Genomic DNA, 23,833 nt, shown 5'->3' with positions numbered 1-23,833 from the left:
CCAGCGTTGACTGACCGCTAGGAGGATGGGCCGATGGGCGAGATGGTTACTTATCGTGGCGACGGAGGTACCGGCGAGGGGTACCTCGCGGTGCCCGCCAGTGGCACGGCCAGCCCTGCGGTCATCGTCATCCAGGACTGGTGGGGCCTGGTGCCGCAGATCCGGTCGGTGGTGGACCGCTTCGCCGAGGCGGGTTTCGTCGCGCTGGCGCCGGACTTCCGGCACGGCGAGCCGGCGGGCAAGCCGAGCGAGCCCCGACGGCTGTTGAACGGCCCGCAGATGGACGAGGCGGCACGCGAGATCGCGGTGGCCGCCGAGTACCTCGCCGGGCGTTCCGAGGTGACCGGGAAGGTCGGCTGCGCGGGTTTCTGCGCCGGGGCGAGCCTGGCGCTCTGGGCGGCCAGCCACTCCGAGCGGATCGTCGCCGCCGCCGCGTTCTATCCCCGGCTGCCCTGGGAGGGCATGCGTCCGGAGTGGACCGACTACGCCGGCAAGGACGCCCTCGTGCACTGCTCCGAGGCGGACGGCACCTCCACCGACCCGGGGGTCCAGACGGTACGCCGGGCGATCGAGAACGCCGGTGGCACCTGCCAGTTGCACGACTACCCGGGCACCGCGCACGCCTTCTTCAACGAGGACCGGCCGGAGAAGTTCGACCTGCGTGCCGCCACCAGCGCCTGGGCCCGCACCCTCGAACTGTTCCGGGCCAAGCTTGGCTGAGTCGCGTACCCCGGCCGACGTGGTCGCCCGCGCCGCGCGGGCGACCGATCTCGCCGACCTCGACGCGGCCGTCGCCGACTGCTTCGCCTGCCCCCGGCTGGTCGACTGGCGGGAGGAGGTGGCGCGGACCAGACGTGCCGCCTTCCGCGACCAGGAGTACTGGGGTCGACCGGTGCCCGGTTTCGGCGCCCCCGAGGCCCGGATCGCCGTGCTCGGGCTCGCGCCGGCGGCGCACGGCGGCAACCGCACCGGCCGGGTCTTCACCGGCGACCGCTCCGGCGAAGTGCTCTTCGCCGCGCTGCACCGCGCCGGCCTGGCCAACCAGCCGACCAGCGTGTCCGCCGACGACGGACTGACCCTGCGGGACACCCGGATCTTCGCGGCGGTGCGGTGCGCCCCGCCGGAGAACAAGCCGAGCCCGGCCGAGCGGGACACCTGCGCGCCCTGGTCGTACCGGGAGGTCGACCTGATCCGGCCGACGCTGCGGGTGGTGGTCGCGTTGGGTGCCTTCGCCTGGGCCGCGTGGTGGCCGATGTTGCGCCACGTGTACGGCGTCCGTCCGCCCAGCCCGCGACCGTCGTTCGGCCATGGGGCACACTGGTCCGGCACGGCCGTACCGGAACTGCTCGGTTGCTACCACGTCAGCCAGCAGAACACCTTCACCGGACGGCTGACACCAGGAATGCTTGACGATGTGTTCGCCCGGGCGAGACAACTGGCCGGGCTGGACTGACGCTGCGGGGTGGTGGAGATGGCGGACGTGACGCAGACGAGCCCGCCGTACGCCCTGGTGGAGCGAAGGTAGGTCGGAGTGGACCTGCTGCGCAAGTGGTGGCCCGTCACCGCGGTGATCGGCCTGCTCGCCCTCGTCACGCTGGCCGCCGCGCACTCGTCGATCGGCGCGAGCCGGGTCCCGCCGGCCGTGCAGGACGCCCCGTTCGTCCTGGAGTACCCGACCGACGATCCGCGTCCCTCGATCCCGGCCGAGCCGCGCGAGGCCGCCGAGCAGACCCGGACCGAGATCCCGCCCTGGCTCGGCACGGTGGCGTTGGCGCTGCTCGGCGTCGTCCTGCTCGTGGTCATCGGCTATCTCGCCTGGACGGTGATCCGTGGCATGGCGCGCCGGGTAACCCGGCGACTGCCCGCCCGTCCGGCTCGCCGCAGCGCCGCAGGCACCGCCCGCGAGGTGGTCGCCGCAGTCGACGCCGGCCTGGTCGACCTGGACGACCGCGCCACCGACCCGAGGACCGCGGTGATCGCCTGTTGGGTCCGCCTCGAAGAGGCCGCCGCCGGTGTCGGGGTGCCCCGGCTGGCCGGCGACACCCCGACCGACCTGGTCACCCGGCTGCTACGCGGCGACTCCGCGAACGGGGTGCCGGCTATCGTCAGCGCCGACGTGCTGGCCGAGTTGGCACACGTCTACCGCGAGGCGCGGTACGCGACCCGCCCGGTCGACGAGCGCACCCGCGACCAGGCCCGCGCCGCCCTGCGCCGGTTGCGCGGCGAACTCGCGGCCACCGTCGAGCGGGACGTGATGGCATGAGCAAGACCAGTATCGACGACCTGCTCAGTTTCGAGGAGGAACGGCCGGTCCAGCAGGAGGCGCCCCGGGGTGGGCGGCTGCGGAGCGTCGTCGGGTTCCTCGCCGTCACCGCCGCCGCGACCGTGGTCCTGATCGCCGGGCTACGGGCGGTCGGGTTGCGGGTGTCCCTGGTGGTGCTGGTCGCCGGAGTCGTCACCGTGTTCGCGGTACGCCGTATCGTCGCCACGCTCGCCCCGCCGTCGCGCTCCGGACAGACGGGGGCGCGACCGCAGCAGCACGGGGAGGAGGACGGGATGTACAACTGGGACGCCCGGGACGCGTTGCGGACCGCGATCAACGGTTGGGAGATTCCGCTGGAGTGGTCCAAGGGCCAGCCGGAACGCTTCTCCCACATGATCCTGCCCCGCCTCGCCGAGCTGGCCGACGAGCGGCTCCGGCTCAAGCACGGCATGACCCGCGAGTCGGATCCGGGCCGGGCCCGGGCCCTGCTGGGTGAGCGACTGTCGACGTTCCTGGACACCCCGCCCCGCCGTACCCCTTCGCCGCGCGATCTCGCGGCGATCGTCGCCGAACTGGAGAAGATCTGATGAACGACGCCGGCCAGACGATGCCCCCTGCCGAGGTCGGCCGCCTCGCCCGGGCGGTGCTGGACGCGGTGGGCCAGGTCGTCGTCGGCAAGCGGGATTCGCTGGAACTCGTCCTCGCCGGCATCCTCGCCGGTGGACACGTGCTGCTGGAGGATCTGCCCGGCCTGGGCAAGACGCTCACCGCGCGGTCCTTCGCCCAGGCGCTCGGGCTGGACTTCCGTCGTCTCCAGTTCACCCCGGACCTGCTGCCCGCCGACGTCACCGGCTCTTTCCTCTACGACCAGCGCAGCGGCGACTTCACCTTCCGGGCCGGCCCGGTCTTCACCAACCTGCTGCTGGCCGACGAGATCAACCGGACGCCGCCGAAGACCCAGTCCGCCCTGCTGGAGGCGATGCAGGAGAAGCAGGTCTCGGTGGAGGGGGTCACCTACCGTCTGGACGAGCCCTTCCACGTGCTCGCCACCGCCAACCCGATCGAGTACGAGGGCACCTACCCGCTGCCGGAGGCGCAGCTGGACCGTTTCCTGCTGCGCGTGTCGTTCGGGTATCCCGATCACGAGGAGGAGTGGGAGGTGCTGCGTCGGCGGATGGCCCGCCGCCGCGAGGAGGCCGAGATCAAACCGGTCGTGGACGCCGCCACCCTGCGCTCCATGCAGGCGGCGTTGGAGGACGTGGTGGTGGAGGACTCGGTCGGCCGGTACATCGTGTCGCTGACGGCGGCCACCCGGGAACACCCGTCGGTGCTGGTCGGTGCCTCGCCGCGTGGTTCGTTGGCACTGCTGCTGCTGGCCCGGGTACGGGCCGTGCTCTCCGGCCGGGACTACGTGGTGCCGGAGGACGTCAAGGACGTCGCGGCACCGGCGCTCTCGCACCGGATCACGTTGCGGCCGGAGATGTGGCTGCGGCGGGTCGACCCGTCCTTCGTGGTCGGCGAGGTCCTGGACGCCACCCCCGCCCCGGCCAGTGGTGCGCTGCCCAGCTACGCCGCCGGTGGACCGGGACACTGACCCGTCGTGACCGCTCCGGACCGACCGGCCCCGCCCGCCTGGACGCCCACCGCGGCGCTCGGCCGAGCGGTGCTGCTCACCGGCCTGCTGCTGGCCGCCGCAGTGTTGTTGGGCCGGGTCGACCTGGTCGTGCTGGCGGTGCCGTTCGCGCTCGGCACCGCGTACGCGTTGCGCCGCCGACCGACCGAGCTGCCGCAGGTGTGGATCAGTGCCGACGAGGCGCACCTGGTGGAGGGCGGTGAGGTGAGCGGCACGGTCAGCGTCGGCAACCCGGGCACCGTGCCGTACGACGTGGCGGTGCTGCGTACCCGCGTCTCGCCGTGGTTGCGGGTGACCCGCGCGGCCCTCGCCGGTGGCGACGCGCCCACCGGCCGCCGCGCCTCGCCGACCGACCGGCCCTTCGTCACCTCGGTCAGCCCGGACACCGCAGTCGACCTGGAACTCTCCGGCACCGCGCTGCGGTGGGGGCGGCACCGGATCGGGCCGGCCGGTGCCCGGGTCGCCGCCGGGCAGGGTCTGCTGACGTCCCGCGCGGTGTACGCCGAGCCGATCAGGTCCAGGGTGTACCCGAAGACCGAGCCGTTCGACGCCGTCGAGGCGATGCCCCGGGCCGCAGGCCTGGTCGGCGCGCACCATTCGCGCCGGCCCGGCGAGGGCGGCGAGCTGGCCGGTGTCCGTGTGTTCGCCCCCGGTGACCGGCTGCGTCGCATCGACTGGCGGGTGTCGCTGCGGGCCCGGCAACTGCACGTGGCGTCCACCCTCTCCGACCGGGACGCCGAGGTGGTCGTGCTGCTCGACGTGCTCGCCGAGGCGGGACGTTCCGGCGGGGTCGCCGGCACCGCCTCGGTGCTGGACACGACGGTGCGGGCCGCCGCCGCCATCGCCGAGCACTACCTGCACCGGGGCGACCGGGTGGCGTTGCTGGAGTACGGCCCGAGCGCCCGGCGCCTGCGTCCGGCCACCGGACGCCGCCAGTACCTGACGGTCCTGGAGTGGCTGCTGGACGTGAAGGCGCAGTCCTCTCCGCACGAGCCCTACGACCAGGTGTTCGGGCCGCAGGTGCTCTCCGCCGACGCACTGGTGGTGGTGCTCACGCCGCTGCTGGAGGAGCGGTCGGCGCAGATGCTGGCCCGGCTGGCCCGCTCGGGCCGGTTCGTGGTCGCGGTGGACACCCTGCCGTCCGACCTCACCCCGCCGACCGACCGGGGCTGGGCCGAGGTGGCGTACCGGCTGTGGCGGCTGGACCGGGACACGATGATCGCCCAGCTTCGCGAGCACGGGGTGCCGGTGGTGCCCTGGGCCGGTGCGGGCAGCCTCGACCAGGTGCTGCGGGACGTGGCCCGGCTGGCCACCGCACCCCGGGTGGGTGGCCGGTGATCGCACGGCTCAAGGCGGTACGAACGGCGGCCGTCCGGATCACCCTGGCCCCCGTCCTGGTGCGTCTCGGCGTCTTCCTCGTCACCTTCGCCGGACTGCTGCTGTCATACCCCGTCCAGATGCTCCAGGGGCCGACGCTCGGTGCGTTGGCCGTGGTCGCGGTGGCGCCCGCGCTCTCGCCGCACCGGTTCTGGCCGAGTTTCGCCGCGCTGGTCACGGTCGCCGGCTGGGTGCTCGCCACCGACCTGCACGAGCGACCGATCGCGTTGTGGCGGCTGCTGACCGTGGCGGCGCTGCTCTACCTCGCGCACACGGTGACCGCCCTGGCGGCGCTGCTGCCGTACGACGCCGCAGTGGACCCGGACCTGATCGTGCGTTGGCTCACACGGGCGGGCGTAGTGGTGCTCGCCACGTCGGTCCTCGGGGTGCTGCTCGTCGAATTGGCCCGGGTCGGCGGCGACGGCACCGGCCGGATTCCCGTCACCATCGCCGGTCTGCTGGTGGTAACCGGGTTGACCGCGATGCTGGCCTGGCTGCTGCGACGCAGGTGAACGGCGGTTCTGCCGGGGCCGCCGGGGCCTGCGGGGCCGCAGGGATGCGTCCGGTTTCGTCCCTGCGGTAGCGCGGGTCACACTCAGGTTGTGCTCGGTCACAGAAGGGTGCCGCGAGCGGGGTTACCGGGGCTGGCGCGGGAAAGATGTAAGTGTGAATCCGAAGCGGATCCTTGTGGTGGGTGCCGGGCACGTCGGGCTCTACGCGGCCCTGCGCCTGTCGAAGAAGCTCAGCTCTCGTGAGGCCGAGGTCATCGTCGTCGACCCGCAGCCGCACATGACCTACCAGCCGTTCCTCCCCGAGGCGTCGGGAGGGAACATCTCTCCGCGGCACTCCGTGGTGCCGCTGCGTCGCGAGTTGCGCAAGTGCACGGTGGTGGCCGGTGCGGTGACCCGTATCGAGCACGACCGCAAGACCGCCACCGTGCAGCCGATCATCGGCCCGCCGCGCGAGATCGCGTACGACCACGTCGTGGTCGCACCGGGTTCGGTCTCCCGGACCCTGCCCATCCCGGGCCTGCACGAGCACGGCATCGGGTTCAAGACCATCGGTGAGGCCATCTATCTGCGCAACCACGTGTTGGAGCAGTTGGACGTGGCGGCCGCGACGACCGACCCGGAGGTACGGCGCCGCGCCCTCACCTTCGTCTTCGTCGGTGGCGGGTACGCCGGCATCGAGGCGCTCGCCGAGATGGAGGACATGGCCCGGCACGCGCTGAAGTACTACCCGGAGCTGACGGCGTCGGACATGCGGTGGGTGCTGGTCGAGGCCACCCAACGGGTGCTTCCCGAGGTCGACCGGGACATGGGTGCCTACACCGTGCAGCAGTTGCTGAAGCGGGACATGGACATCCGGCTGGACACCCGCCTGGAGTCCTGCGTCGACGGGGTGGTCACGCTCTCCGACGGGGACAGCTTCCCCTCGGACACCATCGTGTGGACGGCGGGCGTGAAGCCGGCACCGATGCTGGACGCCACCGACTTCCCCCGCGACGAGCGGCGTCGGGTCACCTGCCGACCCACCCTCCAGGTGGTCGACGGGGACCGGGTCCTCGATGGCGCCTGGAGCGCCGGTGACTGCGCCGCCGTACCGGACCTGACCAAGCCGCCGGGCAACTTCTGCTCGCCCAGCGCCCAGCACGCGGTACGCCAGGCCCAGCGGATGGCCGACAACATCGTCGCCGTGGTCCGTGGCGAGCAGCCGGTCGACTACAAGCACAAGCACGCCGGCAGCGTGGCGAGCCTCGGCCTGCACAAGGGCGTGGCCCAGGTCTACGGCATCAAGATGACCGGCTGGCCGGCGTGGTTCATGCACCGGACGTACCACATGAGCCGGATCCCCTCGTTCAACCGCAAGGTCCGGGTGGTGGTCGACTGGACGTTGGCGTTCTTCCTCAAGCGTGAGGTGGTCGCCCTCGGTCAGTTGCACGACCCGCGCGAGGAGTTCGCCGAGGCGTCCTACCCGGGCTCCAAGGCGTAGTGGTCCGAGCCCGCGCGGCCCACCGGCCGCGCGGGCTCAGACCCGCCAGATCCAGGCGTCGGCCACCCGGCTGGACGGCCCGTAGAGCGCCTCCAGGGTCAGCCGCAGGCTGTCCGCGTGCGCCGTGGCGACCGCCAGCACCACGCAGGAGACACCCCAGTGCCGCACGTCCTCGGCGGCCCGGCGGCGCTGGTTCGCACCGACCACCGGCCGTAGACCGCTCCGGGCCACCTCGGCGAGCAGCGTGGAGGTGGGCCGTGGGGCCACTCCCATCGCGGCGCTGCCGCCCCGGCCGTGCGGGCCGATGAAGAACCCCTCCGGCATGCCGAAGGCGGCGTCGGCGGCCGTCGACCACCGCATCGGCCAGGGGTCCTTCGGCGTCGCCAACGGCACCGGCATCAGCACCCCGCCCGGTTCGACGCAGGTCCGCCAGTGCCCGGCGGTGACGAACTCGGGCACCGGCGTGCGCGCGGCGGTGGGCAGCGGCGTCGGCACCAGTGGCAGGAGCACCACACCGGCCGTCACCAGCGCCAGTCGTCGGGCGCGCCGGCCCGCGCGCAGCGCCCGGTCCAGCGCGAGCACCAGGATCGTCGCCGCCAGCGGCGGCACCGCCAGGGCGAAGCGCATCGGCAACGCACCGTCCACCACCGGCAGCCCGGCCAGCAGCGCGTACGGTCCGGGAAGGCCGGTGCCCTCGCCCCGGTGGACCACCTCGGGGCCGAGCGAGAGCGTCCCCATCACCAGGATGCCGGCGAGGCAGGCCAGCGCCAGCGGGCGCCGCCGCAGCCAGAGCGCACACCCCGCGGTGACCACCAGCAGGGGCCAGCCCAGGAAGGTGTTGTACTCCGCCGGCCCGGTGGTCAGCGCGGCCGAGCGTTCGTCACCGAGCAGGGTCAGCGGCGAGACGGCCCACCAGCTGCGCAGGTCGGCCGAGAAGTAGTGCGGGCTGAACATGCCGTCGGCGACGCCGAGCGGCCCGGCGAACTGGAGCCACAGCGGCCGGGCGAGCACCAGCAGGGCCAGCCCGGTGGCGAGCGCCATCCCGCCGACGAAGGCGGGCAGCGCGCGGCGGGTCAGGTCCCGGTCCACGACCGCCATGGTCGCGGCCATCACCAGCAGGGTGACGGCGGCGAGGAAGAGCACCTCCTCGCCGACGAACACCTGGGCGCAGACCACGGCGGCGAGCCCCACGGCGGAGGTCACCAGCCGCCGCCGGTCCGGTCCGGCCCGCTCGGTGTCGGCGGCCCGGAGCAGGCGCACCACCAGCCAGACCACGACCGGCAGCAGCCACTGGGCGGTCATGTGCAGGTGGCTGTTGGTCTGCGAGACCATCCCGGGGCCGAAGCCGCACAGCGCGCCGCCCAGGACGGCGGCCAGGCGGTGCACGCGCAGCAACCGGGCGAACAGCAGGTACCAGGCGGTCGCGGTGGCGGCCAGGTTGCCGGCGGCGAGCAGGGCGAAGGTGACCGGCGCGCCGAACACCAGGGTGACCGGTGCGAACAGCAGGCCGAGGGCGACGACCGAGGTGTTGGCCATCAGGTTCACCCCGTCCGGGGCGTTCATCCGGTCGGTGTGCAGCCCGAAATCGCCCAGCAGGGCCCGCGCGTCCACGGTCAGGAACCACTCGTAGAGGACCTGGTCCTCGGGGTTGAGGGCGAGCACCCGCCCCGTCGGGTCGGGCCAGAGCCCGTGTGTGAGCCAGCCCGCCAGCATCACGAACACCAGCCCCACCAGCAGGTCGGCCCGGTGCCGTGAGACGGCCGCCACCAGTCGGGCCCGGCGTGGCAGGCGTACCCGATCGGTGGTGCGGATCGCCCGCTCGGACACGCCGTTTTCGCGTGCGGTGGGTGCGGCGCTGCTCACGGCCTCGACCCTAGTGCGGGTGCTCCGCGCGGGACGCCGCAGCGGGCGGGAACCCGCTACCGTGGCACTGCACCACGCGTGTCGTCGCGTCGGGGTCACCCGCCCGGGTGGTGGAACGGCAGACACGGCCGCCTTAAAAGCGGCTGCCGCAAGGCGTGCGGGTTCGACCCCCGCCCCGGGCACTCTCAGGGTTCCCTCAGCATTCCGATCGACATCGCGCTGCTCCGGCCGTCTACTCTTGTAGCGCGCGTTGACGTGCCACGACCCCCTTAGGGAGGCCAGAGAGTGAAGACTTCGAACCCGGTGCTCGCCCGGCTCGGCCAGGCGGCCGAGCGGGAGCGTGCCGCCGGGTACGCCCCGACCGGGCCGTACGGACAGCCCGGATACCCCCAGCAGCAGTACCCGCCGCAGGCCGGTTACCCCGGTGCGCCGGGTTACCCGTCCGCGCCGCCGGCGGTCACCCCCATGTCGATCGACGACGTGGTGGTCAAGACCGTCATGCTCCTGGCCATCGTCGGTGTGACCGGCGCGGCGGCCTGGGTGATGGTGCCCGACGCGCTGCTCGGCGTCGCCTGGATCGGTGCCGCCGTCGTGGGCCTTGTGCTCGGCATGATCATCTCGTTCTCCAAGATGGCGAACCCGGCTCTGGTCATCGCGTACGCGGTGGTCCAGGGCGTGCTCGTCGGCGCGGTGAGCAAGTTCTTCGAGTCGCTGTACGACGGCATCGTGGTCCAGGCGGTGACCGCCACCTTCGGTGTCTTCTTCGTGATGACCATGCTCTACCGGGCGAAGGTCATCCGGGCGACGCCGAAGTTCGTCAAGGGCATGGTCGCCGTGATGGCGGGTCTCTTCGCCGTCATGCTGATCAACCTGGTGCTGGCGATGTTCGGTGTGAACACCGGTCTGCGTGACGGCAGCCCGCTGGCCATCGGGTTCAGCATCGTCTGCATCGTGGTCGCCTCGCTGAGCTTCATCCTCAGCTTCAAGGAGGTCGAGGACGGCGTCCGGATGGGCCTGCCGCAGCGCTACTCCTGGGTCGCCGCCTTCGGCATCCTGGTCAGCCTGATCTGGCTCTACATCGAGATGCTGCGCCTGCTGAGCTACTTCCAGGGCGACGACTGATCATCGCCGCCCAGCGACCGACCGGCGCCCGCCCCACCGTGGGGCGGGCGCCGTCGTTCGTAGTCGGACCCGTCGGCGGCGGGCATGATCGCCGGTTCCCGGGCGGTGCGTACAGTGCGGGGATGGGTGATTCGCCGGGGCGGGACGAGGTGGGGCGAGGAGTCGAACTGCTGGTGCGGCAGGTCGGGCACTGGCAGCACCCCCGCTGGGCGGCCACCGCCTCCCGGGGCGACGTGTCCCGGGCGGACCTGGTGCACCGGTTGGTGCAGGAGATCGCCGACCTGGCCGCCGACGCGGAGGGGCAACCCCGGCGTACCGTGCCCCGGCTCGGCAACGACCTCGTCCTGCCCGACCAGCTCCGGGTGGTCGCCGCCGACCTGCTGGCCGCCGGCCCCACCGAGCAAGCGCTGGCGCGGGCCGCCGCCGAGGTGGCCGCGACCCGCACCGCGCTCTAGGAACCGCCTCAGTTCAGGCGTTCGAGGACCATCGCCATGCCCTGCCCGCCGCCGACGCACATGGTCTCCAGGCCGATGGTCCCGTCGTGCCACTGCAACGCGTTGAGCAGGGTGCCCGTGATCCGGGCGCCGGTCATCCCGAACGGGTGACCGACCGCGATCGCGCCGCCGGCCACGTTCAGCTTCTCCTCGGGGATGCCGAGCTGCCGGTACGACGGGATCACCTGCGCCGCGAACGCCTCGTTGATTTCCACCAGGTCGACGTCGTCGATGGTCATACCGGCACGTGCCAGCGCCTGCCGGCTGGCCTCGACCGGACCGAGCCCCATGATCTCCGGCGACAGCGCGGTGACGCCGGTCGAGACGATCCGGGCCAGCGGGGTGACCCCCAACTCCTCGGCCCGCTGGGCACTCATCACGACCACGGCGGCGGCGCCGTCGTTGAGCGGGCAGCAGTTGCCGGCGGTGATCCGCCCGTCCGGTCGGAACACCGGCTTGAGCGCGGAGACCGCCTCCAGCGTCACCCCGGCACGCGGGCCGTCGTCGGCGGTGACCACGGTGCCGTCCGGCGTGGTGACCGGGGTGATCTCGCGGGCCCAGAAGCCGTCGGCGATCGCCTTCTCCGCCAGGTTCTGGCTGCGGACGCCGAAGGCGTCCATGTCGGCACGGCTGACGTCGTGCACCTGGGCCAGGTTCTCGGCGGTCTGCCCCATGGCCAGGTAGACGTCGGGCAGCGTGCCCTGCTCGCGCGGGTCGGTCCAGACCGGAGCACCGGCTTCCGTGCGGCTCCTGGAGCGGTCCCGCGCCTCGGCGAACCGGGGGTTCTCCCAGCGTCCCAGCAGGGCCTGTGCCTCCGGGGGCAGGACGTCGGAGTTGCCCCGGGCATAGCGGGAGACGGTCTCGACCCCGGCGGAGACGAAGACGTCCCCCTCACCGGCGCGGATCGCGTGCATCGCCATCCGGGTGGTCTGCAGGGACGAGGCGCAGTAGCGGGTGGTCGTGGCACCGGGCAGGCCGTCCAGGCCCATCAGGACGGCGACCACCCGGGCCATGTTGAAGCCCTGCTCACCACCGGGCAGACCGCACCCCAGGTAGAGGTCGTCGATCTCGCGTGGGTCGAGTTGGGGGATCTTGTCCAGGGCGGCCTGCACGATGGTGGCGGCGAGGTCGTCCGGCCGGACATCGCGGAGCGAACCCTTGTGGGCCCGGCCGATGGGGGAGCGGGCGGTGGCGACGATCACGGCGTCGCGGGACGACTCAATCGGCATGCGCCCACGCTAACTCGGCGGTAACTTGCAGCGGAAGTTTTCCGCCGTCGGGAAATGTCACCCCGCCACGTCGGCCTGATCGACCCAGGTCAGCGACGAGGCGTGACCGCCGCTGCGGCGACTACGGCCGGCAGCAGGGCGTGCGCCCAGACCCGGTAGCCGTCGGCGGAGGGGTGGTAGCCGTCGTGGCAGAACGTGCCCGCGTCGGCCCGGAACACCGGACCGGTCTCGGTGCCCAGGTCGACGACCGTGCCACCGGCGTCCAGGACCGCGCCGGTCTGCGCCCGCGCCACCCAGCGCCCCACCAGGCCGACGACCTGACGCAGGGGCGGGGCGATCGCGCGGACCGCCCCCAGGTCCGGGCAGGTGCCGACGACGACCTCGACGCCCGCCTGGCGGAGCCGGTGCACGGCGGCACCGAGGTAGGCGGCGGCGTCGGCCGGGCGGCGCATGCTGGTCACGTCGTTCGCGCCGACCAGGATGACCGCGACGTCCGGCCGCTCGCCGAGCAGTGCCCGCGCCACCTGGGTGGCCAGGTCGGTCGAGCGGGAACCGGAGACGCCGACGCTGGACAGCTGCACCTGCCGCCCGGCGGGTCCCTCGGCGAGCAGCTCGGCCAGTTGACCGCCGATGGTGTCGCCCAGACGGTCGACCCCGACGCCGAGCGCCGAGGAGTCGCCGAGCAGCACCAGACGCAGCACCGGCGCGTCGCTGCGACCGACCGTGGCCCGCAGCGCCAGCCCCAGCTCCGGCTGGGCGTACCGGCGGTTGCGTGCCGCCACGGCCTGACCGGCCAGGACGGCGGCACCGCCGAGCGTGCTGGCGAGCAGGGAGACGGCGGCCGTGCGGGCGACCCGAGCGCCGGGCGACCGCCCGGTCATCGTGTCGCTCCCAGGCGCGTGCCGGTACACCGTGGCCCGTGCTGCTGCCTGATCCGCTCAGTCATCTGAGTCCCTCCACTGCGGGTGAGTCGATCGCGGAGGTCGGCTGTGGCGTCGTGCCGCCCCCGAAGAATCCCCGGCGGCGAAGCTGTGCCCACCGGCCGGCCGGCCCGCTCTCGCTGCCACGGACCTGCGTTCCGCTGACCTCCGTCCCCGGGTGCTGGGCCGCTTCCTGAGCGGCCCTCGGCAATGACCGTACGCCTTCCGGGCGCATGCGCGAAGGCCCGCGTTCGGCTCCCTGCCCGAGCGCGGAGACCACCGTGGGCAACAGGGCGGCGGCGGCTGCCGCATAGCCCTCGGCGGACGGATGGAACCGGTCCCAGGCGAACATCCGTCCCGGCTCGGCGTCGAACCGGGGACCGAGCAGGTCACCGAGGGAGACCGTCCAACCGCCCGCCGACACGACGGCGACGGTCTGGGCGGCGGCGAGCTGCCTACTCCACCGACGGGCCAGCCAGCGCAGCGGCGGCTGGATCGGCCGGATCGCTCCCAGGTCGGGACAGGTGCCGACGACGACCTCGGCCCCGGCCGCCCGCAACGCGCGAACCCCCTCGGCGAGATGGCGGATGGCCAGGGCGGGTGGCGTCCGGTTGGTCACGTCGTTGGCGCCGATCAGGATGACCGCGACGTCGGGATCGCAGTCCACGGCCGCCTCGACCTGGAAGCGCAGGCCCGCCGAGATGGCGCCGACCACGGCGAAGCGGTGCAGCCGGACCGGCCGTCGCAGCCGCCGGGACAGACCGGTCGCCAACAGGGCACCAGGCGTCTCGCGGCGGCGGTGCACGCCGTAGCCGGCGGCCGAGGAGTCGCCGAGCACGACCACGGTGATCGGCGTACCCGGGAACTTCGCACCGTAGACCCCGTCGCAGCGCGGCGGTGGTGCCTCGGCCATCGGGATGGTCCGTCGGGCCTGCCGGGCCTGGCCGAACAGCACCCCGGTGGTGGCCGCCGCGGCGGCCACCGTGGCACCCGTGCCGATCGCGGCGGCAAGGGCCGCCCGCCGCGCGTGCTGCCAGCGCGGACGATCCGAGACGACGGAATCAACCACCCCCATGAAGCGACACTAGCGCGCGGGTACGACGGCTCGCTGTCGTCGAGCACTCTGCGCTGATGCCTGGAAAACGACCGATCCGGGTACTTGGCGCTGTGGCGTCGTGTGACGGATCGTGGAGGTTGCGCCGGGTCGTCACGCTGCACGGTGGAGAGGAGCACGACGATGGCTAAGACGTTGAAACGGGGTGCGGCGTTCGTCGCCCTGGCCCGGGCGCTGACGGCCGGTGCCCGGGGCGGTCCGTCGATCGGCGCACGGGTCGGGGCGCTGCCCAGGATGATCGGGGCCACCGCCCGTGGACAGTACGACGGCGGCCTGCGGCTGGCGATGATGACGGCGGCCACGGCCTACATCGTCTCGCCGATCGACGCCGTGCCGGAGATGTTCCTGACGGTGTTCGGGCTGATCGACGACGCGGTGATGGTGACCTGGTTGGCCGGTGCCGTGCTGGCCGAGACCGAGCGTTTCCTGGAGTGGGAGGCGCGGGGCGGCTCCGTGATCCCGGGGCACGTGGTGCCCTGACCCGACGTACCCTGGGCGCGGGAATCACGCGAGTCACCCGCCCGGCCTCCGGCGCCGGCGCCGGAGGAAAGGGCACAACGAGGTGCAGTACTACGACAACGTCGTCGAGATGATCGGCAACACCCCGCTGGTACGACTGCGTACCGTCGCCGAGGGCATCCAGGCGACCGTGCTGGCGAAGGTGGAGTACCTCAACCCCGGCGGCTCGGTCAAGGACCGGATCGCGGTGCGGATGGTCGAGGATGCCGAGGCCGCCGGCATCCTCCGGCCCGGTGGCACCATCGTCGAGCCGACCAGCGGCAACACCGGTGTCGGGCTGGCCCTGGTGGCGCAGCTCAAGGGCTACCGGTGCGTGTTCGTCTGCCCCGACAAGGTCAGCCAGGACAAGCAGGACGTGCTGCGGGCGTACGGCGCCGAGGTGGTCGTCTGCCCGACCGCCGTCGCGCCCGAGGACCCGCGCTCCTACTACAACGTCTCCGACCGGCTGGCCCGGGAGATCCCCGGCGCCTGGAAGCCCAACCAGTACGCCAACCCGGCCAACCCCCGCTCGCACTACGAGACCACCGGTCCGGAGCTGTGGAAGCAGACCGAGGGCCGGATCACGCACTTCGTCGCGGGCGTGGGCACCGGCGGCACCATCTCCGGGATCGGGCGCTACCTGAAGGAGGCGTCCGGCGGCAAGGTCAAGGTCATCGGCGCGGACCCGGAGGGCTCGGTCTACTCCGGCGGCACCGGCCGGCCGTACCTGGTCGAGGGGGTCGGTGAGGACTTCTGGCCGGAGACCTACGACCGGGACGTGGCCGACGAGATCATCGAGGTGTCGGACAAGCAGTCCTTCGAGATGACCCGGCGGCTGGCCCGCGAGGAGGGGCTACTGGTCGGCGGCTCCTGCGGGATGGCGGCGGTGGCGGCACTGGAGGTGGCCCGCGCCGCCGGGCCGGACGACGTGATCGTGGTGCTGCTGCCGGACGGCGGCCGGGGCTACCTGTCCAAGATCTTCAACGACGCCTGGATGGCCCGGTACGGCTTCCTGGACAACTCCGGCTCCGAGCCGACGGTGGCACAGGCGCTGGCCGCCAAGCCGGGCCAGCTCCCCGAGCTGGTCCACGTGCACCCCACCGAGACGGTCCGCGACGCGGTCGACTACATGCGCGAGTACGGCGTCTCGCAGCTCCCGGTGCTCAAGGCCGAGCCGCCGGTGGTGACCGGCGAGGTGGCCGGCTCGATCGCCGAGAGGGACCTGCTGGACGCGCTCTTCACCGGCCAGGCCCAGCTGCACGACACGATCGAGCGGCACATGGGGCCGGCGCTGCCGATGATCGGTGGTGGCCAGCCGGTCAGCGAGGCGGTCAACCTGCTGGAGAAGTCCGACGCCGCGCTGGTGCTGATCGACGGCAAGCCCAAGGGCGTCCTCACCCGCCAGGACCTGCTCGCCCACCTCGGCGCCCGCTGAGGTGTAAGGAAGGGCACCTTATTAACGCCTCGTGCATAGCAGGGGTCCCCTACTAACGCGCAGAACGGCCCGCTGGACGTCGGTTAACAGCCCGGCGTCTGACTCCCTCTGTCCGGCGGCCCGCCGACGCACAGCAGTTGCACAAGCGGGCCAAAGCGGATGCCTACTTCCCGTTTCTATCGTCGCTGCCAGGGCAACGATCGGGAGGAACAGATGGGCTACGACCACCATGAGGGGCAACGGGTCAGTCGGCGTCGCATCATCGCCGGCATCGGGTCGGTCGGGCTGGCCGGCCTGCTGGCGGCGTGCGGCCGGGACGGTGGCACCGTCACCACCTCGACCGGTGAGACCGTCGCCCCACTGGCGACCACCGCGAACGATCTCACCGCGCTCTTCGACGGCGCGAACACCTGCACGCTGACGGCGAGCACCACCCAGGGGCCGTACTACTTCGACGCGGACAAGATCCGCAGCGACATCCGGGAGGACCGCGACGGCGTACGGCTCCGACTGGCCATCCGGGTGCAGGACAGCGAGCAGTGCGGGCCGCTGCCGAATGCGGTGGTGGAGATCTGGCACTGCGACGCGGCCGGTCTCTACTCGGGCGCGGAGGCCCAGTCCTCGGGCGCGAACGGTGCCTCCGGCGGCGGCACCCCGCCCGATGGTGGCCCCGCAGGCACCCCGCCGAGTGGCGCACCCGGGGGTGGAGGTCCTGGTGTCGGCCCTCCCGGGGGCGACTCCGGTGGCGGGGACACGGCCGATCTGACCCCGACCGACGACCAGCGTTACCTGCGCGGGGCGCAGGTCACCAACGCCGACGGCATCGTCGAGTTCGTCACGATCTGGCCCGGCTGGTACCGCGGTCGCACCGTGCACATCCACGCGATGGTGCACGTCGACAACTCGCGGGTGCTGACCACCCAGGTGATGTTCGACGAGGCGCTGAACAGCAGGGTTTTTGCCAGCCAGCCGTACGCGGCGCACACCGGGCGGGACACTTTCAACGACGACGACTCCATCTACGCCGACAGCATGTTGTTGCGGGTGACCGAGGACGGCGACGGCTACCTCGGAGTGATCAACTTTGCCGTCGACTCCGACCAGGACGGCGCGTGATCCGATGTCGTGGAGCTGTGAGATCGACTGTTAGCAGGGGACCCCTGCTCTACCGCAGGCGTTAAGAAGGTGCCCTTCCTTACACCGCACGGGTGTAGCGCAGTTGGGGGGTCTGCGTCGTACCGATCAGCTCGACGCGTTCGACTCCGGTGGGGGACCAGCCGCCACGCTCGTAGAAGCGGCGGGCGGACTCGTTCTCGCGCAGCACCCAGAGCGCCGCGCGGCGCCAGCCCCGCGTCCGCATGCTCGCCAGGGCGTCGACCATCAGCGCCCGACCGACGCCCCTACCGCGCTCGGCGGGAGCGAGGTGGATCGCGCACAGCAGCCCGGTGTCCGGGTCGTCCTCGTCGTCCGGGCCGGAGTAGCTGAAGCCGGCGAGGGCGTCACCCCGCATGGCCAGGATCATCCGGTGGCTGTCACGCTCCCAGATCCATCGCTCGGCCCAGTACTCACCCATGGCCTCCGGGCTCGGGTCGGCCAACGCCTCCGGCGGCAGGAACGACGAGTAGGCGGCGACGCGCGAGCTCTGGTGGAGCCGGCCCACCGCCATCAGGTCCTCGGCGGTTGCGGCACGCAGCGTGACACTCACTCCGCCGAGGGTACCCGGCGGGGCGGCACCTGAATCGTGGTCAGATCCTCGGCGATCACCAGGTCCCCGTCGTAGTGCCGGCGGGCCTCCTCGGCGAAGCGGAACGGGTCGGCGTAGCGCTGGGAGAAGTGGGTCAGCACGAGTCGGCGCACCCCCGACTCGGCCGCCACCCGCGCGGCCTGGCCGGCGGTCAGGTGCCCGACCTCGGCGGCGAGTGCCGCCTCCGACTCCAGGAACGTCGACTCGATGACCAGCAGGTCGGCCTGCTCGGCCAGCGCGTACACCCCGTCGCAGAGGCCGGTGTCCATCACGAAGGCGAACCGCTGCCCGGGGCGGGGCACGCTCACCTCCTCCCGGGTGACGCGCCGCCCGTCCCGGTCGAGGTGGCCGACGCGCTGCAGCTCGCCGACCGCCGGCCCGTCGACGCCGTACGCGGCCAGCTTCTCCGGCAGCATCCGGTAGCCGTCCGGCTCCACCAGCCGATAGCCGTACGTGTCGACGGGGTGCCGTAGTCGACGTGCCTCCAGCGTGCCGCAACGCAGCGCGATGCGCTGGCCGTCCGCCTCGATCGGTGTGACGGCCAGCTCGGCGGTCTCGTGGAAGGAGCTGGCGTGCCGCAGCCGGGCGAAGTACTCGGCGCCCTCGGCCGGGAAGTGCACCGCCACCGGTCGCGGCACCCGGTCCAGCGAGAGGCGCTGGATGGTGCCGGGCAGGCCGAGGCAGTGGTCGCCGTGGAAGTGGGTGACGCAGATCCGGGTCAGGTCGGTGGCGGTGACCGTGGTGTGCAGCAGTTGCCGCTGGCTGCCCTCGCCCGGGTCGAAGAGGATCACCTCGTCGTCCCAGCGGAGCACGTACCCGTTGTGGTTGCGGGCCCGGGTCGGTGTCTGGCTGGCCGTTCCCAGCACCACCAGCTCGCGCATGGACACGACGACCTCCAGGGGGACCCGGACAAAGGGCGACCCCCGGGGTTTCCGCGCTGGCGCGGACCGACTGGACTGAGTCGGCACCCCGGGGGTCGGGTGGCTTGTCGTGGATTCGCCGCACCGCTGCCACACGGTCTCGACGCTTGTTACTGCCCGCCTGCGGAACAGACGGTCACTGTCGAGGACAGCGGCTAGCGGACAGCCACCTCACGAGTCCGATTGCTATACAAGTCTGGACCACCTCCTTTCACGTGTACCGCCACGTTATCCAGCGACGGCCGCACCGGCAACGGATTTCGATCACATCTGTCGGGGCGGCCCGTGCCGGGCGTACCGGTCAGTCCTGGGCGATGCCGATCGGGCCCTTGCGGGGGCCGTCCGCGCTGGCCGGCTGCACCGCCAGCGACGGGAAGTCGGCCAGGTCGCCCTCCGGCTCGGCGTCCCACTCGGGGAACACCAGGTCGCTCTGGAGATAGAGGCAGAGCAACTGGGCCAGGTGGTGCAGCCCGTCCAGGTGGGTGCGTTCGTGCCCGTGCGTGGCGTCGACCCCGAAGCCGAGCAGGGCCACCCGGGCGTGCGCGCCCGCCTCGACCGCCGCCGCCACGTCCGAGCGGTAGTAGTCGAAGACGTCGCGGACCAGGTCGACGTCGTGTTCGCGGGCGATCGCCGCGAGGTTCCGGGTCAGGTGGTAGTCGAACGGTCCCACCCCGTCGCCCATCGCCAGCGTGGCGGCGTTCTCCCGGGACTGCTGCCCGGGGGCGACCACCGCCGCGTCCACCGAGACGATCTCGGCCACGTCCGGGTCGAGCCCGTGCGACGCGCCGTGGCCGATCTCCTCCGTCACGGTGACCAGCAGGTGCGCGGTGACGGCGGGCTTCACGCCCGCGTCGACCATCGCCTTCATCGCGGCCAGCACCGCCGCCACGCCGGCCTTGTCGTCCAGGTGCCGGGACTTGACGTAGCCGCTGGGCGTGACCGTCGGGTTGGGCAGGAACGCCACGAAGTCGCCCGCGTCGATGCCGAGCGCCCGCAGGCCGGCGATGTCCTCTACCGGCTCGTCGATGCGTACCTCGACCTGGTCCCAGCCGATGCCCTGCTCGTCCACCGCCTCGTTGTAGCGGTGCCCGCTGGCCTTGAGCGGCAGGACCTGACCGGTGACCACCCGGTCCAGGTCGTCGGTGAAGACCCGGACGTGGGCGCCCTCGGCGAACCGCGCGCTGTGCGTGCCGATCGGGTTCAACTCCAGCCGACCGTTCTCCTTCAGGCGCTTGACCATCCCGCCGATGGTGTCGGTGTGTACCACGATCGCCCTGTCTGCCCCGGTTTCCCGAGGGCCGGGCAGGCAGGCGCTGAGCGCGCCCCGGCGGGTCAGCGTCGACGGGATGCCGAGCGCCGACAGGCGCTCACCGACGTACTGCTGCACGTGGTCGGTGCGCCCCGACGGGCTCGGGATGTCCAACAACTCCACCATCACCTGACGCAGATAGTCCAGGTCGATGGGGAGCGGAGTGGTCTTGCGTACGGTCATGCCCCAGATGGTGCCGCACCGGCCGGGGTCCACAACCGTTGCGGTGCCCGAGTCCCGGGGAAAAGTAGATCCACGAAGCGTTCGGCGGTGGGCTGGGGCTCGTGGTTGGCCAGCCCCGGCCGCTCGTTGGCCTCGATGAAGACGTGCTCGGGTCGGTCCGGGGCGGGAACCAACAGGTCGAGGCCGGTGACCGGGATGTCGAGGGCCCGGCTGGCGGCCACGCACGCCTCCGCGATCACCGGGTGCAGCTCGCCGGTGACGTCGTGGATGGTGCCGCCGGTGTGCAGGTTCGCGGTCCGCCGTACGGCCAGCACCTGGCCCTCGGGCAGGATGTCGGAGAGCGCGTACCCGGCCTCGGTGACCACGTCCCGGGTCATCTCGTCGAGCGGGATGCGGGACTCGCCACCGGTGGCGGCGGCCCGACGGCGACTCTGCCGCGCGATCAGCTCGGTGATGTCGTGCACGCCGTCACCCGTGATCGAGGCGGGGCGGCGTACGGCGGCGGCCACCACCTCGTGGTCGATCATGACGACCCGCAGGTCCTCACCGGTGCAGAGCTCCTCCAGCAGCACCTCGGGGCAGAACCGGGCGGCCAGTTCGACGGCGGCGGCCAGCGCCTCGTCGGTGCGGACGCCGACGGTGATGCCGTTGCCCTGTTCGCCCCGGGCCGGCTTGACCACCAGTTGGCCTACCTCGGCCAGGAACTCCGCGTCGGCGGCGTCACCGGTGGCGGTCCGCCCGCGCGGCACCGAGAGGCCGGCCTCGGTCAGGATGCGGCGGGTGACCCGCTTGTCGTCGCAGCGGCTCATGGCCACCGCCGAGGTCAGCTCGGAGAGCGACTCCCGGGTGAGGATGGTCCGACCGCCGCTGGTCAGCCGCAGCTCACCCCAGGCCGCGTCGGTCACCTCCACCCGGATGCCCCGGCGCATCGCCTCGTCGGCAACGATCTTCGCGTACGGGTTGAGCTCGTCGTAACCGGCCGGCATGGCCGGCAGGAACAGCCGCTCGTTGATCGGGTTCTTCCGCTTCACGCAGAGCGTGGCGGTGCGATAGAAGCCGAGCCGCTCGTACAGCCGGATCGCCCCGGCGTTCTCGGCGAGCACGGAGAGGTCGACGTACGCGCGGCCCCGCGCCACCAGCCGGGTGGCCAGCTCGGTGATCAGCGCCTGGCCGGTGCCGGGGGGCGCCTGGTTGAAGTCGACCGTCAGGCACCAGAGGCTGGCCCCGTTGTCCGGGTCGTCGAAGACCGCCACGTGGTCGACACCGGTGATGGTGCCGACGATCTCGCCGGTCACCGCCTCGGCCACGAGGTGCAGGAAACGGTCCGTGGCGGCGTTGTCGACCAGGATGTCCACCGGGGCGGTGACCATGCCGTTGGCCGCGTAGATCCGGTTGACGGCGTCCGCGTCGGCGGCGTCGCGCAGCCGGCGGATGCGTACCCCGGGCAGTTCGCCGCGCCCGTTCACGGCGGCCGGGGTGTCGGCGTTGCCGGCCTCCTCGGTCGTGCCGTCGGCCCGACGCGGACCCGAGCGGGCCCCGCCCAGCGGCAGCCGGAAGGTCAGCGACGGGTCGATGAACAACTCGTCGGGCAGCCGGGAGACCAGCACGTGCGGGTCCCGCAGATAGATGCAGATGTCCCGCGCGCCGGCCGCCTCGGAGCGCAGCACGTCGGCGACGGCGGCCTGGTCGGTGAAGGTCTGGCCGAAGACCAGCCGCCCCCACCCGCAGTCGAGGATGACGCCCTCGTCGCCGCCGGCACGGTCGTCGTCGGTGGCGTCCCCGCCGGGGCTCGCGGCGATCGGATCACCGCCCGGCCCGACCCGCTCGTAGCGACGTCCCGCGCCTCGACCTCGGTCGGTCCGGGCCACCCCGGTCGCCAGGGTGTCGGTCACGGTCAGTCGATTCCGTGGCTCTGGAGCCACATTTCCAGGAGTCCGAGTTGCCACAGCTTGTTTCCGTTCAACGGGGTCAGTTCGGCGTTGGGAGCGTCGAGCAGGGCGTTGACGTAATCGGTGCGGAACAGGTCGCGGCGTCGGGCCTCGGGCGCGGAGAGCGCGTCCCGTACCCGGTCGAGGAGCTTGCCCTCCAGGTGGGTGAGGCCGGGGACCGGGAAGTAGCCCTTCGGCCGGTCGATGACCTCGTGCGGCAGGACCCGGCGGCCGATCTCCTTGAGCACCCCCTTGCCACCCTGAGCCAGCTTCAGCTCCGGGGGGCAGGCGGCGGCCAGTTCGACGAACTCGTGATCCAGGAAGGGCACCCGGGCCTCCAGCCCGTGCGCCATGGTCATGTTGTCGACCCGCTTGACCGGGTCGTCGGTGAGCATGATCTGCGTGTCGAGGCGCAGCCCGGCGTCGACCGCGGTCTGCGCGCCGGCCCGCGCCAGGTGCGCGGCGACGAACTCCCGCGCCGGGTCGGTGCCGGTCAGCCAGTCCCGGTTGAGCACCTGGGCCAGGCCGCTGGCGTCGCGGTCGAAGAAGGCCTTGGCGTACGTGTCGAGCGCCTGCTCGCGGCCGACCTCCGCCAGCGGCGGGTACCAGTGGTAGCCGCCCAGGATCTCGTCGGCGCCCTGGCCGGACTGGACCACCTTGACGTGTCGGGAGACTTCCTGGCTGAGCAGGTAGAACGCGACGCAGTCGTGGCTGACCATGGGTTCACTCATGGCCGCCACGGCGGCCTCCAGCGGCGGCACCAGGTCCTGGGCGGCGACCCGGAGCTGGTGGTGGTCGGTGTCGAAGGTCTTGGCGACCACGTCGGAGTAGCGGAACTCGTCGCCCTCCCGGCCGCCGACCGCGTCGAAGCCGATCGAGAAGGTGGCGAGCCCGCGCTGCCCCTCACCGGCGAGCAGGGCCACCACCAGGCTGGAGTCCAGGCCGCCGGAGAGCAGCACGCCCACCGGCACGTCGGCGACCATGCGCCGCCGTACGGCGGTGGTCAGCGACTCCAGCAGCGCGTCCTGCCAGTCCTTCTCCGACCAGCCGGAGTACTCGTCCCGACGCAGGAAGGACGGGTCCCAGTAGACGCGCTCGTGGGTGGCGCCGTCGGGCTCGTAGACCCGGACGGTGGCCGGGGGCAGCTTGGTGACGCCGCGCAGGATGGTGCGCGGCGGCGGCACGATGCTGTGGAAGCTGAGGTAGTGGGCCAGCGCGACCGGGTCGATGGTGGTGTCCACGCCGCCACCTGCCACCAGGGCGGGCAGGGTGCTGGCGAAGCGCACCACGCCGGGCGTCTCGGCGAGGTAGAGCGGCTTGATGCCGAGCCGGTCCCGGGCGAGCACCAGACGGCCGGTGTCGCGTTCGGTGATCGCCACGGCGAACATGCCGACCAGGTGGTCGACGAAGTCGAGCCCCCATTCGGCGTACGCCTTGATGACGACCTCGCTGTCACCGCTGGAGAAGAAGTGGTGGCCCTTGGCCGCCAACTCGGCGCGCAACTCGCGGTAGTTGTAGATGCAGCCGTTGAAGACGCCGGTCAGGCCGGCGGCCGAGTCGACGATGGGTTGGCCGCTGGCGGCCGACAGGTCGATGATCTTCAGACGACGATGGCCGAGAGCGACCGGTCCCTGGGCCCACACACCGCCACCGTCAGGCCCCCGGTCGCACATCGTGGCGGCCATTCGCTCCACCGTCCCGACGTCGGCACGCGACGCGTCCCGTCGGAACTCCCCAGCTAGTCCGCACATGCGAGCCAATGCTGCCAGAGGTTGTTGCGATTCGCCTGTTGAGACCATGACGGTCGTG

General features: G+C 72.3%; 22 protein-coding genes and 1 tRNA gene. 14 read left to right on the top strand and 9 right to left on the bottom strand.

From position 1 onward, the window contains the following. Positions 1-33 precede the first annotated feature (33 nt). The 8 genes from ACFYTT_RS06985 to ACFYTT_RS06950 all read left to right on the top strand — a co-directional run bounded on the left by ACFYTT_RS06985 (position 34) and on the right by ACFYTT_RS06950 (position 7,265). Positions 34-720, top strand: a complete 687-nt coding sequence (locus tag ACFYTT_RS06985; protein ID WP_131055438.1) for a dienelactone hydrolase family protein — start codon at positions 34-36, stop codon at positions 718-720. After that, positions 713-1,453, top strand: coding sequence for a uracil-DNA glycosylase (locus ACFYTT_RS06980; protein ID WP_387258019.1), 741 nt, complete (start codon positions 713-715; stop codon positions 1,451-1,453). Before ACFYTT_RS06985 ends, ACFYTT_RS06980 begins: the two co-directional genes overlap by 8 nt. A gap of 84 nt (positions 1,454-1,537) precedes the next feature. Then, the gene (locus ACFYTT_RS06975; RefSeq protein ID WP_176095652.1) at positions 1,538-2,263 is read left to right on the top strand and encodes a DUF4129 domain-containing protein; all 726 of its coding nucleotides are present in this window, start codon (positions 1,538-1,540) and stop codon (positions 2,261-2,263) included. Next, positions 2,260-2,850 carry a hypothetical protein gene (locus ACFYTT_RS06970; RefSeq protein WP_131055440.1) on the top strand — a complete coding sequence of 197 codons (591 nt, stop codon included), beginning with the start codon at positions 2,260-2,262 and terminating at the stop codon, positions 2,848-2,850. Before ACFYTT_RS06975 ends, ACFYTT_RS06970 begins: the two co-directional genes overlap by 4 nt. Beyond that, entirely contained in the window at positions 2,850-3,857 is a 1,008-nt protein-coding gene (locus tag ACFYTT_RS06965; RefSeq protein WP_131055442.1) for a MoxR family ATPase, read from the top strand. The genes ACFYTT_RS06970 and ACFYTT_RS06965 overlap by 1 nt, the downstream gene beginning before the upstream one ends. 6 nt (positions 3,858-3,863) lie before the next feature. Beyond that, on the top strand, positions 3,864-5,234 hold the full coding sequence (locus tag ACFYTT_RS06960; RefSeq protein ID WP_387258018.1) for a DUF58 domain-containing protein: 1,371 nt from the start codon (positions 3,864-3,866) through the stop codon (positions 5,232-5,234). Then, complete coding sequence (locus tag ACFYTT_RS06955; RefSeq protein WP_131056743.1) at positions 5,231-5,785, top strand: hypothetical protein; 555 nt, start codon at positions 5,231-5,233, stop codon at positions 5,783-5,785. The genes ACFYTT_RS06960 and ACFYTT_RS06955 overlap by 4 nt, the downstream gene beginning before the upstream one ends. Positions 5,786-5,939: 154 nt before the next feature. Continuing rightward, complete coding sequence (locus ACFYTT_RS06950; RefSeq protein WP_131056744.1) at positions 5,940-7,265, top strand: NAD(P)/FAD-dependent oxidoreductase; 1,326 nt, start codon at positions 5,940-5,942, stop codon at positions 7,263-7,265. Between the two features lie 36 nt (positions 7,266-7,301). Here the strand turns inward: ACFYTT_RS06950 and ACFYTT_RS06945 are convergent, their stop codons facing one another. Then, the gene (locus ACFYTT_RS06945; RefSeq protein WP_387258017.1) at positions 7,302-9,128 is read right to left on the bottom strand and encodes a hypothetical protein; all 1,827 of its coding nucleotides are present in this window, start codon (positions 9,126-9,128) and stop codon (positions 7,302-7,304) included. A 101-nt stretch (positions 9,129-9,229) separates the two neighbouring features. On the opposite strand from ACFYTT_RS06945, the gene ACFYTT_RS06940 reads away from it, so the two are divergent. From ACFYTT_RS06940 to ACFYTT_RS06930, 3 genes are all read left to right on the top strand, one after another. Further along, positions 9,230-9,310, top strand: a tRNA-Leu gene (locus ACFYTT_RS06940). A 103-nt stretch (positions 9,311-9,413) separates the two neighbouring features. Further along, entirely contained in the window at positions 9,414-10,250 is an 837-nt protein-coding gene (locus ACFYTT_RS06935) for a Bax inhibitor-1/YccA family protein (RefSeq protein ID WP_176092587.1), read from the top strand. 122 nt (positions 10,251-10,372) lie between these two features. Then, entirely contained in the window at positions 10,373-10,705 is a 333-nt protein-coding gene (locus ACFYTT_RS06930; RefSeq protein WP_357211738.1) for a hypothetical protein, read from the top strand. Positions 10,706-10,713: 8 nt separating this feature from the next. Here the strand turns inward: ACFYTT_RS06930 and ACFYTT_RS06925 are convergent, their stop codons facing one another. The 3 genes from ACFYTT_RS06925 to ACFYTT_RS06915 form a co-directional block, all read right to left on the bottom strand. Further along, positions 10,714-11,973, bottom strand: a complete 1,260-nt coding sequence (locus ACFYTT_RS06925) for an acetyl-CoA C-acetyltransferase (RefSeq protein WP_387258016.1) — start codon at positions 11,971-11,973, stop codon at positions 10,714-10,716. An 89-nt stretch (positions 11,974-12,062) separates the two neighbouring features. Continuing rightward, positions 12,063-12,854: an SGNH/GDSL hydrolase family protein gene (locus tag ACFYTT_RS06920; protein ID WP_131055979.1), complete on the bottom strand. Its 792-nt coding sequence runs from the start codon at positions 12,852-12,854 to the stop codon at positions 12,063-12,065. Between the two features lie 61 nt (positions 12,855-12,915). Beyond that, positions 12,916-13,968, bottom strand: coding sequence for an SGNH/GDSL hydrolase family protein (locus ACFYTT_RS06915; protein WP_387258015.1), 1,053 nt, complete (start codon positions 13,966-13,968; stop codon positions 12,916-12,918). Between the two features lie 162 nt (positions 13,969-14,130). On the opposite strand from ACFYTT_RS06915, the gene ACFYTT_RS06910 reads away from it, so the two are divergent. From ACFYTT_RS06910 to ACFYTT_RS06900, 3 genes are all read left to right on the top strand, one after another. Then, positions 14,131-14,487 (top strand): YkvA family protein, encoded by a 357-nt coding sequence (locus tag ACFYTT_RS06910; RefSeq protein ID WP_131053540.1) that lies wholly within the window; start codon positions 14,131-14,133, stop codon positions 14,485-14,487. A gap of 82 nt (positions 14,488-14,569) precedes the next feature. Beyond that, a complete protein-coding gene (locus ACFYTT_RS06905; protein WP_131053541.1) occupies positions 14,570-15,940 on the top strand; it encodes a cystathionine beta-synthase in 1,371 nt (456 codons plus the stop codon). 159 nt (positions 15,941-16,099) lie between these two features. Then, the gene (locus ACFYTT_RS06900) at positions 16,100-17,056 is read left to right on the top strand and encodes an intradiol ring-cleavage dioxygenase (RefSeq protein ID WP_387258014.1); all 957 of its coding nucleotides are present in this window, start codon (positions 16,100-16,102) and stop codon (positions 17,054-17,056) included. A gap of 79 nt (positions 17,057-17,135) precedes the next feature. On the opposite strand, the gene ACFYTT_RS06895 is transcribed toward ACFYTT_RS06900, so the two are convergent. The 5 genes from ACFYTT_RS06895 to ACFYTT_RS06875 form a co-directional block, all read right to left on the bottom strand. Then, on the bottom strand, positions 17,136-17,645 hold the full coding sequence (locus ACFYTT_RS06895; RefSeq protein WP_176092590.1) for a GNAT family N-acetyltransferase: 510 nt from the start codon (positions 17,643-17,645) through the stop codon (positions 17,136-17,138). Then, positions 17,642-18,571, bottom strand: coding sequence for a ribonuclease Z (locus ACFYTT_RS06890; protein ID WP_176092591.1), 930 nt, complete (start codon positions 18,569-18,571; stop codon positions 17,642-17,644). Before ACFYTT_RS06890 ends, ACFYTT_RS06895 begins: the two co-directional genes overlap by 4 nt. 334 nt (positions 18,572-18,905) lie before the next feature. Further along, the gene (locus tag ACFYTT_RS06885; protein ID WP_131053544.1) at positions 18,906-20,096 is read right to left on the bottom strand and encodes an osmoprotectant NAGGN system M42 family peptidase; all 1,191 of its coding nucleotides are present in this window, start codon (positions 20,094-20,096) and stop codon (positions 18,906-18,908) included. Beyond that, positions 20,093-21,988, bottom strand: a complete 1,896-nt coding sequence (gene ngg / locus ACFYTT_RS06880) for an N-acetylglutaminylglutamine synthetase (RefSeq protein ID WP_131053545.1) — start codon at positions 21,986-21,988, stop codon at positions 20,093-20,095. Before ngg ends, ACFYTT_RS06885 begins: the two co-directional genes overlap by 4 nt. A gap of 2 nt (positions 21,989-21,990) precedes the next feature. Next, entirely contained in the window at positions 21,991-23,775 is a 1,785-nt protein-coding gene (locus ACFYTT_RS06875; protein ID WP_131053546.1) for an N-acetylglutaminylglutamine amidotransferase, read from the bottom strand. Positions 23,776-23,833 lie beyond the last annotated feature (58 nt).

The organism is Micromonospora sp. NPDC003816 (genome assembly GCF_042874705.1).
GTDB lineage: Bacteria > Actinomycetota > Actinomycetes > Mycobacteriales > Micromonosporaceae > Micromonospora.
This window is presented reverse-complemented; position numbering and strand designations above follow the sequence as displayed.

What these genes read in the sequence shown, in the direction of transcription:
- ACFYTT_RS06985 (WP_131055438.1), top strand. Translation starts at nt 34, where the DNA reads ATGGGCGAGATGGTTACTTATCGTGGCGACGGAGGTACCGGCGAGGGG.
- ACFYTT_RS06970 (WP_131055440.1), top strand. Translation starts at nt 2,260, where the DNA reads ATGAGCAAGACCAGTATCGACGACCTGCTCAGTTTCGAGGAGGAACGG.
- ACFYTT_RS06965 (WP_131055442.1), top strand. Translation starts at nt 2,850, where the DNA reads ATGAACGACGCCGGCCAGACGATGCCCCCTGCCGAGGTCGGCCGCCTC.
- ACFYTT_RS06930 (WP_357211738.1), top strand. Translation starts at nt 10,373, where the DNA reads ATGGGTGATTCGCCGGGGCGGGACGAGGTGGGGCGAGGAGTCGAACTG.
- ACFYTT_RS06925 (WP_387258016.1), bottom strand. Translation starts at nt 11,973, where the DNA reads ATGCCGATTGAGTCGTCCCGCGACGCCGTGATCGTCGCCACCGCCCGC.
- ACFYTT_RS06920 (WP_131055979.1), bottom strand. Translation starts at nt 12,854, where the DNA reads ATGACCGGGCGGTCGCCCGGCGCTCGGGTCGCCCGCACGGCCGCCGTC.
- ACFYTT_RS06915 (WP_387258015.1), bottom strand. Translation starts at nt 13,968, where the DNA reads ATGGGGGTGGTTGATTCCGTCGTCTCGGATCGTCCGCGCTGGCAGCAC.
- ACFYTT_RS06910 (WP_131053540.1), top strand. Translation starts at nt 14,131, where the DNA reads ATGGCTAAGACGTTGAAACGGGGTGCGGCGTTCGTCGCCCTGGCCCGG.
- ACFYTT_RS06900 (WP_387258014.1), top strand. Translation starts at nt 16,100, where the DNA reads ATGCCTACTTCCCGTTTCTATCGTCGCTGCCAGGGCAACGATCGGGAG.
- ACFYTT_RS06885 (WP_131053544.1), bottom strand. Translation starts at nt 20,096, where the DNA reads ATGACCGTACGCAAGACCACTCCGCTCCCCATCGACCTGGACTATCTG.
- ACFYTT_RS06875 (WP_131053546.1), bottom strand. Translation starts at nt 23,775, where the DNA reads ATGTGCGGACTAGCTGGGGAGTTCCGACGGGACGCGTCGCGTGCCGAC.